Source organism: Mesorhizobium sp. (genome assembly GCF_004962925.1).
GTDB lineage: Bacteria > Pseudomonadota > Alphaproteobacteria > Rhizobiales > Rhizobiaceae > Mesorhizobium.
This window is the reverse complement of record NZ_SUEO01000160.1, coordinates 5,614-14,886: the sequence shown is the minus strand read 5'-3', so window position 1 is coordinate 14,886 and position 9,273 is coordinate 5,614. Positions and strand designations below refer to the sequence as shown.

General features: G+C 57.3%; 8 protein-coding genes. All 8 read left to right on the top strand.

Translation table 11 applies throughout. The features are described 5' to 3' along the window. The first annotated feature begins 857 nt into the window (after positions 1-857). Positions 858-1,448, top strand: coding sequence for a NodA family N-acyltransferase (locus E5W87_RS25635; protein ID WP_063169401.1), 591 nt, complete (start codon positions 858-860; stop codon positions 1,446-1,448). Then, positions 1,445-2,104, top strand: a complete 660-nt coding sequence (nodB, locus tag E5W87_RS25630) for a chitooligosaccharide deacetylase NodB (protein WP_091600617.1) — start codon at positions 1,445-1,447, stop codon at positions 2,102-2,104. The genes E5W87_RS25635 and nodB overlap by 4 nt, the downstream gene beginning before the upstream one ends. Positions 2,105-2,119: 15 nt before the next feature. Next, on the top strand, positions 2,120-3,445 hold the full coding sequence (gene nodC / locus E5W87_RS25625; RefSeq protein WP_095488116.1) for a chitooligosaccharide synthase NodC: 1,326 nt from the start codon (positions 2,120-2,122) through the stop codon (positions 3,443-3,445). Between the two features lie 262 nt (positions 3,446-3,707). Next, complete coding sequence (gene nodI / locus E5W87_RS25620; protein WP_292403997.1) at positions 3,708-4,622, top strand: nodulation factor ABC transporter ATP-binding protein NodI; 915 nt, start codon at positions 3,708-3,710, stop codon at positions 4,620-4,622. 3 nt (positions 4,623-4,625) lie between these two features. Beyond that, positions 4,626-5,414, top strand: a complete 789-nt coding sequence (locus E5W87_RS25615; RefSeq protein ID WP_095517113.1) for an ABC transporter permease — start codon at positions 4,626-4,628, stop codon at positions 5,412-5,414. Positions 5,415-5,701: 287 nt separating this feature from the next. Continuing rightward, positions 5,702-6,463, top strand: coding sequence for a sulfotransferase domain-containing protein (locus E5W87_RS25610; RefSeq protein WP_126104967.1), 762 nt, complete (start codon positions 5,702-5,704; stop codon positions 6,461-6,463). Positions 6,464-6,855: 392 nt separating this feature from the next. Beyond that, positions 6,856-8,139: a dicarboxylate/amino acid:cation symporter gene (locus E5W87_RS25605; RefSeq protein ID WP_210326678.1), complete on the top strand. Its 1,284-nt coding sequence runs from the start codon at positions 6,856-6,858 to the stop codon at positions 8,137-8,139. Between the two features lie 275 nt (positions 8,140-8,414). Then, on the top strand, positions 8,415-9,273 hold an 859-nt coding region (locus tag E5W87_RS25600; RefSeq protein ID WP_292403990.1), incomplete at its 3' end, for a LacI family DNA-binding transcriptional regulator.

Here is a 9,273-nt window from a genome sequence, read left to right as displayed (position 1 = left end):
GTAGAAGCCATGCAAGACGCCTCATTTGAGGTCACCTGTCGTATCTAGCTGCTTGCCGGACCACTATGTGAAGCGAGCGCTATTGGCTGCCTCTGCGATGCGGGAATTGGCAGCGGACGTCTCACGATCAAACAGGCATCTGCTTGTAGAATTCTTTTAATCGTGAAGCGGCGCGAGTGCGCTATCCGTTGAGGTGAGCAAGGCCGGCGCCCTGGGTGAGCGCTGGTGTCGGGTGGTGGAAAGTACAGGGGGAGCTGTGTGGCCCCCTCTTTCTCGGCCTCGACGATGTGCGAAGGAGCCTGTGCGGCGAACGGGCCGACGCCCCAGGCTCAGAACCTGGGCGAACCTAACTCCCGCCAAAGGACAGCCCAGAGCTGGATACACGAAAGAGATACTGAACCCGCGAATCAGATTCTGATCAATCGTCGTGTCTGAGCTCCGCTCGGCTCTTACGGAGATAATCGCGCGGCCCGGCAACGGCCGCGCGTGCCGCGGGCGTGAGCTTTGCGCTTCGTCAGAAGTGCCTCGAGCGTGACGACGATAATTGACCAGCCATATGGAACGCATTCGCCCAGTTATCCAAAGCGTGGATACCTTTCATCTAAACAAAGGATTTTACCGTTTTTGCTGCAGGTCCCATAGAAGCGCTTCAAGTTGGAAAGATAGGTAGTTCCGATGGTTGCGTTGGATCCGAGGAGCATCATCTGGTGTGCGGGGCGTACAAAGTCAGTCGCATCTGCATTGCGGCTTGGTCTTTCGGCGGTCTCCACAAGTTACGCCCCGTTGGCGCGACGCCAATTATTTAACCAATGCTTGGACATTTATCTCAACCAGACAGCTACAAGGTGAGGTCTTCCATGCGCCCGAATGTCGAGTGGAAGTTGTGCTGGGAAAATGAGTTGCAACTGGCCGACCATGTCGAACTCTCCGACTTTTTTCGAAAGACCTATGGACGGACTGGCGCCTTCAACGCGGAGCCATTCGAAGGCGGCCGCAGTTGGGCCGGCGCGAGGCCGGAATTCCGCGCAATCGGCTACGACGCGCATGGGGTAGCGGCTCACATCGGCATGCTGCGGCGCTTCATCAAAGTTGGCGAGGTCGACTTGATCGTCGCTGAATTGGGCCTGTACGCGGTTCGTCCGGATCTTGAAGGGCTCGGAATCGGTTTTTCGATGCGCGTGGCGTACCCAGTGCTCCATCAGTTGGGTGTTCCATTCGCTTTCGGCACGGTTCGGCACGCGCTGCGAAACCATGTCGAAAGATTCTGCAGAGCCGGCCTCGCGAACATTGTGTCGGGCGTTCGCGTACGGTCGACCCGTCCAGATGTGCATCCCGACCTGCCGCCCACGCGCCTGGAAGACGTACTCGTGTTGGTTTCGCCGATCGGACGCTCGATGGACGAGTGGCCGTCCGGTACCCTGATCGACCGGAACGGTCCGGAACTATGAAGCCTCTGGACTACATATGCGAAGGGCAGAGTGACAATGCCGATGGCATTGCAGAGCGCAGCGTCTATCTGACGTTTGACGACGGTCCCAATTCATTTTTCACACCGCAGATACTCAATGTGCTGGCGCAACATCAGGTGCCGGCGACCTTCTTCGTTGTTGGGGCCTACGCGGCCGACGAGCCGGAACTCGTTCGCCGAATTATTACAGACGGGCACGGTATAGCCAACCACACGATGACTCATCCGGACCTGGCTAAATGCGGGCCCGTCGAAGTCGACCGCCAGATAGTTGAGGCAAACAGAGTCATAGGGATGGCTTGCCCGCAGGCCATGGTTCGGTACTTTCGTGCACCGTATGGCATCTGGACCGAAGAAGTAATCGCTGCATCAGCGGGTGCGGCATTGGCGCCCGTCCATTGGTCCATTGATCCACGCGACTGGTCTCGCCCCGGCGTTGACGCCATCGTCGACAGAGTGCTCGCCGATATCCGGCCGGGCGCAATCGTGCTGTTGCACGACGGGTGCGCTCCCGACGAATTGCAACCAGGCAATCAAGCCAGTCTGCGCGACCAGACGGTGACAGCGTTGTCACGCCTAATTCCAGAATTGCACGGCCGCGGATTTGTAATCCGATCACTTCCTCAACATCCCTGAACAAACAGAGATCCTATGGACCTTCTCACCACAGCCAGTACTGTTGCCGTTTCGTCTTATGCGGTGCTCTCGACTGTTTACAGAGGCATGCAAGCGGTCTACTCCCAACCGGAAAATGTTACGCCGCCGTCGGAAAGCTTGTTCGGATCCGACCGTTGGCCGAGCGTGGATGTCATCATCCCCTGCTACAATGAGGACCCGCGCACACTCGCGGCGTGTTTAGCTTCCATTGCAATTCAAGATTACGCCGGAACATTTCAGGTCTATCTGGTTGACGACGGTTCTGGAAATCGTAATGCCGTCATCCCGGTACATCACGCCTACGAGGGCGACCCGAGATTCAATTTCATTCTGCTCCGCGAGAATGTTGGCAAACGCAAGGCGCAGATCGCCGCCATCCGCCGCTCATCTGGAGATTTCGTGCTCAGCGTCGACTCTGACACGACACTTGCGTCCGACGTCATCACGAAGCTTGCAGTAAAAATGCGGGATCCCATGGTCGGAGCGGCCATGGGCCAGCTGACGGCATACAACCGCAGCGACACTTGGTTGACCCGATTGATCGATATGGAATACTGGCTGGCTTGCAATGAGGAGCGCGCGGCGCAAGGTCGCTTTGGTGCGGTCATGTGCTGCTGCGGCCCATGTGCAATGTACCGCCGGTCTTGTCTCCTTTCTCTGCTGGATCAATACGAGACGCAGCTGTTCAGGGGGAAACCAAGCGACTTCGGTGAAGACCGTCATCTTACGATCCTCATGCTGAAAGCAGGCTTTCGAACCGAGTACGTTCCAGGTGCCGTCGCGGCGACAGTCGTTCCGGACAAGATGGGACCTTATTTGCGCCAACAACTCCGCTGGGCACGAAGCACTTTCCGGGACACGATGCTTGCGCGAGGTCTACTGCGTGGCCTGGATCGCTATCTAACTTTGGATGTGATGGGAGAGAATCTCGGCCCATTGTTGCTCGGCATCGCGGTAGTAACGGCGCTCGGTGAGCTACTATTTTCACATACAGTAAATTGGTGGACGGTGCTGGCTATTGTCACGATGACCATAATCAGATCTACAGTGTTATCTTTCCGCACTCGGCAGCTTCGATTCATCGGCTATTCAATGCACGCGTTAATCAGGATATTCCTGTTGATCCCCTTGAAGGCTTACGCCCTGTGTACATTGAGCAATAGCGATTGGCTGTCGCGTAAAAGTGTTCCCCTGCCCAACAGGAGCACAAAGGAAATCACAAGCGCGATGCCGCTTGCCGGAGCAAATGCTGCGGGCAATTCTGGAATTGCGGAGTCACTTCATACTGCAGATCTTTCGCTCACAGCTGGTGAAGTCTGACGGCCTTGCAGCGCCGAGTGACCGAGTAAGTTGTGTCAGTCGACACGGGGTGAAGCTTGTCGAGTTACCTATGGTCAGATCGGGAACTATCTGGAAGCGACACCTGGCACCTTGACGTTAATTCTTTGGCGGAAGCGATACACGCGTCGCTCCGGCCGCGACTTTCCAAAGGTGCCATCTCAAGGCGGTGGCCTGCTCTGAACCAGAATTCGTAAGTAAGCTGCCGGTGGCCAATCGGACTCATTCCGCTTGAGATAGACGCATGTCCAATGTAGCAATCGACCTTACCGGCGTAACCAAATTATTCGGGAACAAGCTCGTTGTGGACGGGCTGTCCTTCACCGTTGCATCGGGAGAGTGCTTCGGTCTGCTGGGGCCGAACGGCGCAGGCAAGAGCACGATTGCGCGTATGCTCCTCGGTATGACCCGGCCTGACGCGGGTGACATAACAGTCCTCGGTCTACCAGTGCCGGCACGCAGCCGCTTGGCCCGCAAGGGCATAGGCGTGGTCCCGCAGTTCGACAATCTCGACCTGGAATTTACGGTACGTGAGAACCTGTTGGTGTTCGGGCGCTACTTCGGCATGAGTACAAGAGAGATCAACGCCGTCATCCCACGGCTCCTCGAGTTCGCTCGCCTTGAGAGCAAGGGGGATTCACGTGTCGGCCTGCTATCCGGCGGGATGAAGCGGCGCCTGACGCTGGCACGTGCTCTGATCAACGACCCCCAGTTGCTTGTGATGGATGAGCCCACGACCGGCCTCGACCCGCATGCCCGCCATCTGATCTGGGAGCGACTTCGTTTCCTGCTGGCGAGCGGAAAAACGATCATTTTGACCACCCATTTCATGGAAGAGGCTGAGCGGCTTTGTGATCGGCTGTGTGTTCTCGAGCGGGGACGCAAGATCGCCGAGGGCAGTCCTCATGCGCTGATCGACGAGTACATTGGGTGCAACGTGATCGAGATCTTCGGCGGCAATCCACAGGAGCTGATTTCGCTGATCAAGCCGTACGTTCAGCGTATCGAGGTAAGCGGCGAGACGCTCTTTTGCTATGCGCCTGATCCGGAGGATGTGCGCATCCAGCTTCGCGGTCGAGCGGGTCTGCGTATTCTGGAGCGTCCACCCAGTCTGGAGGACGTTTTCTTGCGGCTAACCGGACGTGAGATGGAGAAGTGAGCAATGGGTGAACGTCTTGCGGCCGCTCTACCCGCCAACGCCTGGAACTGGATCGCGGTGTGGCGCCGCAATCATTTGGCATGGAAGAAGGTGGCATTTGCTTCAATGCTCGGCACCCTTGCTGATCCGATGATTTACCTTTTCGGGCTCGGCACTGGCCTTGGACTGTTGGTAGGCCGCATCGAAGGTGCATCCTACATCGCTTTTCTGGCAGCCGGCATGGTTGCGACAAGCGCGATGACAGCATCGACCTTCGAAACAATTTACGCGGTTTTCGGTCGAATGCGGGATCAGGGCACTTGGGAAGCAATCTTGCACACACAACTTACCCTCGGCGACATCGTTCTCGGTGAATTGACCTGGGCAGCCACAAAGGCCTTTCTGGCCGGTACGACAATTGCGATTGTTGCCGCCGCGCTAGGTTATGCCGCGTGGACGTCGGTTCTCTACGTGCTGCCGGTCATCGCTCTCACCGGGTTCGCCTTTGCGAGCCTGGCCATGCTCGTCATCGCGCTCGCGCCCAGTTATCACTATTTTATTTTCTATCAGACGCTTGTCATCACACCCATGCTGTTCCTTTCGGGCGCGGTTTTTCCAGTCGGCCAATTGCCAGGAGTGTTTCAGCAGATTGCGGCCTTCTCGCCGCTGGCGAATTCTATCGATCTAATCCGTCCGGTGATGCTCGGCCGCCTGGGCGACAATGTAGGGCTGCATATAGGCGCACTTTGCATGTTCGCTGTATTGCCTTTTTTTCTGTCGGCTGGACTGTTTCATCGACGACTAATGCGTTGACGCTTACCTACGCCCATCAACGAGAAGGAGGTCCGCAATGCCCGATTGCAAACTGCCCACAGCGGCCCGGAGGCATGCGTGTGCCAGGAATCGCGAGTGGTACAACAACGCCGAAGCCGGGCGCCACCCAGCCGCTGCAGGCACGCGCCCATCTTCGCGACCACACCTCGGAGTACAGGCTGAGTGGTGAGGCGCGGACCCACCCGGAGCGTTCAAGCGATAGCAGCCAAGCTTCTTGTGCGCGTCCCCAGACCGTCGCGGCCATTATTTAGTTGGATAGACATGCAATGACCCACAACGAACCAACTCCTGAGCCTTTTGTGATCCTTGCTATGCCAAGGACCGGAACACACTATTTAGAAGAATTGCTAAACGAGCATCCGACCGTTTTGAGTAACGGTGAGTTGCTAAACGAATATGATCCCAATTGGCCCAGCACGGATCGCCTGCTAGGCACGGATCGCGAGCTTCTTGAGCTTGCCTATGTGCGCTGCCCTATGCGCGACTACAAGAATGTGACGCATCTTGGCTGCAAGATCAATGAACCTCAGTTTCGCGAGCGTCCAGCATTCTTTGCGGAATTAGCTCGTTGGCCAGCACTCAAGGTCATCCTCGTTGTTCGCCGAAACGTATTGGAATCGCTCCGATCCTTTGTGCAGGCCAGGGAAAGCGGTCAGTGGCTGAAGTTCAGGTCGGACAACGATACCGCTCGGCCACCGAGCGTCAGGTTGTCAATCGCTGACTGTGAGGCTTATTTCAAAGCCGCCGACGATTTTCACGCTCGCGTTATGGAATCCTTCACGTCGACCAACCTGCTTGTAATGGAATACGAGAGCCTTCTTCACGGACCTGCCCAATGCTTGGGAGCGGTTTGGGATTTCCTGGGCGTTCCAGCGCTTGAGCCATCAGATAACGCCATCCTGCAGCGCCAGGAAACGCGACCGCTGGATCAAACGGTGGAGAACTTTGACGAGTTGCGGATTCACTTCGCACGGGGACCTTATTCAAGATTTTTTGACCTCGGAGATTCAATGCGCTCCTACGCTTAATCGCTTGTACCGCGTGCTCTGATGGGCGTGTAGGATATCCTGCAGTTTGCGCGCATTCCGTCGCAAAACTGACAAACCAAAGTCACCAAGACGACAGAGATATCGGCCGGCAGTCGATCTGCGGCAGACATCAAAGACACGGCCGCAAGGCGACCTGGTCAATTCCCTCTCTGGCGAAGCACTTCTTCAGACGCGATCTTTGGCGAGCCTTGAGTGCAAATTCCGGCAAAGGTGGAGGGTTCCAGTGCGCAACCCGCACCAATCTCGCTGGACGGGACAGGCCTCCAGTTGGCACGGCGCTTGCTCCGAGATGGCAGCAGCGCTCGACCGGAGCGCAGCATGGGAGAAGGAGGAGCCCCCACCCCGATCCGGTCAGGGAGAGAGAAACGGTGTTGGTTCCAAGAGTCCCCCGCGCGATCGCAGCGCCCCGCAAGCCCCATTTTGCCCGGACCTACGTGCAGGTGCTTGCCGCCATAGTCCTGGGAGCCGCAATTGGCTACCTCTATCCGGAAACCGGCCAGAGCCTGAAGCCGCTCGGCGATGCCTTCATCAAAGTCGTCAAGATGATTATCGCACCTGTCATCTTCCTGACAATTGCGACCGGCATTGCCGGCATGAGCGATCTGCAGAAGGTCGGCCGAGTTGCCGCCAAGGCGATGGTTTATTTCCTCACCTTCTCGACACTTGCACTCGTTGTCGGACTGATTGTCGCGAATATCGTTCAACCTGGCGCCGGCCTCAACATCGATCCGGCCTCGCTCGATGTCCAAGCCGTTAAGGGCTATGTGGCCACGGCTCACGAGCAGTCCGTGACCAGCTTCCTGATGAACATCATCCCGTCAACGATTGCCAGTGCCTTCGCGGAAGGCGACATCCTGCAAGTCCTGTTCTTCTCGGTCCTGTTCGGCATTGCTTTGGCGATGACCGGAGAGACGAGCAGGCCGGTCGTTACCTTTCTCCAGGCGCTTACCGCCCCCATTTTTAAGCTCGTCGGCATTCTGATGAAGGCTGCACCCATCGGCGCCTTCGGCGCAATGGCCTTTACGATCGGCAAATACGGAATCGGTTCGGTGGCCAACCTCGCGATACTGGTCGCGACGTTCTATCTTACCGCCTTCCTCTTCGTGTTCGGGGTTCTCGGCGCGGTCTGCCGCTACAACGGCTTCTCGATCTTTTCTCTCGTCCGCTACATCAAGGACGAGCTGCTGCTTGTCCTGGCAACGTCCTCCTCGGAGGCCGCGCTGCCCTCGCTAATGGAGAAGATGGAGAAGGCCGGCGCCGCCCGTTCGGTCGTAAGTCTCGTCATCCCTACTGGATACTCATTCAATCTGGACGGTACCAATATCTACATGACGATCGCCGCCCTCTTCATCGCCCAGGCGACGAACACAGATTTGTCAATTGCCGATCAGATCCTCCTGCTGCTAATTGCGATGCTTTCCTCGAAGGGTGCGGCAGGCGTCACCGGCGCCGGCTTCATCACATTGGCCGCTACTCTCTCTGTCGTGCCGAGTGTTCCCGTTGCCGGAATGGCTCTAATTCTTGGCGTGGACCGCTTCATGTCGGAATGCCGCGCGCTGACGAATTTAGTCGGTAATGCGGTGGCATCGCTCGTTGTCGCTCGCTGGGAAGGCGAATTGGACCAGTCACGGATGGAAACCGCTTTCCGCGGTTAGGGTTACATCAAACTGGCTCCCCGCAAGCAAGATCGCAACAGCGCGACGTGTAAGTAGCGGCCCTGACACAACAGTCGAATTGCCAGCCTCCAAAGAGCGCTGGAAATAGAGTACTAACGCAGTGAGTAATACAACACCATGAAGCCCCTAAGCAAACGAACGGTTCACGGAGACTCATCTGGGTGCGCATGGAGCGCTGTTCGTCGAATGCGCTATCCGCGGGGTGGGGGAACTATTTCAGCTTGCCGCCCCAAGCCGTCGCGGGAGCGCACCGGATGATGGAGGACCGGCCGATCAGAATCGCTAGGGGAAAGCGCGTCACAATAGCCGATCTCGCCCGCGAAGCCGGAGTCAGCGTAGCAACAGTCGATCGGGTTCTGAACGTCCGCCTTCCGGTGCGAGAGGAGACCGCCCAGCGGGTCCATGCGGCCGCGCACGCGATCGGCTATCATGCTGCCGGTCTCATCAAACAGCGCTTGCAGCAGCACCTGCCGCACTACAAGCTGGGCTTCATCTTGAGAAAACCTACCCACGATTTCTACCAAGATTTCGCTCGCAAGATCGAAGAGTCGGTCAGTATGGCTAAATCCTTCCACGGCCTTCCGATCATCGAGTTCGCGCAGTCACATTTGCCGCGTGACCTGCTCCCGCTTCTTAAGGACCTTGGGAGCCGCTGCCAGGCGATCGCCATGGTGGCGGCCGATCACCCGAAAATCACAGCATCAGTCGAGGAGCTCAAGGCGAAAGGTATCCCGGTATTTTCGCTGCTATCCGACTTCGCCGATGGCGTGCGCGAGGGCTACATCGGCCTCAACAACAGCAAGGTCGGACGGACTGCCGCTTGGGTGTTTTCCAAGGCCGCAAAACGGCCCGGCAAGGTGGCGGTGTTTGTCGGAAGCCATCGCTTCCAGGCGCATGCGACGCGGGAAACGGCCTTTCGTGCGTATTTTCGTGAGAACGCGCCAAAATTCGAGGTGCTTGATGCGCTCGTGAACCTTGATGAACGGCAGCTCACTTACGAAAAATTGCTGGATCTTATGCAGCGGGAACCAGAGCTCGTCGGCTTCTATATGGCCGGCGGGGGGATAGAGGGGGCAATTTCCGCGCTCCGAGAAGAGGGGAGCGGTCAGGATC

Bases quoted from the DNA above. Each gene is read 5' to 3' on its own strand.
- E5W87_RS25635 (WP_063169401.1), top strand. From the start codon at position 858: ATGCGCCCGAATGTCGAGTGGAAGTTGTGCTGGGAAAATGAGTTGCAA.
- nodB (WP_091600617.1), top strand. From the start codon at position 1,445: ATGAAGCCTCTGGACTACATATGCGAAGGGCAGAGTGACAATGCCGAT.
- nodC (WP_095488116.1), top strand. From the start codon at position 2,120: ATGGACCTTCTCACCACAGCCAGTACTGTTGCCGTTTCGTCTTATGCG.
- nodI (WP_292403997.1), top strand. From the start codon at position 3,708: ATGTCCAATGTAGCAATCGACCTTACCGGCGTAACCAAATTATTCGGG.
- E5W87_RS25615 (WP_095517113.1), top strand. From the start codon at position 4,626: ATGGGTGAACGTCTTGCGGCCGCTCTACCCGCCAACGCCTGGAACTGG.
- E5W87_RS25610 (WP_126104967.1), top strand. From the start codon at position 5,702: ATGACCCACAACGAACCAACTCCTGAGCCTTTTGTGATCCTTGCTATG.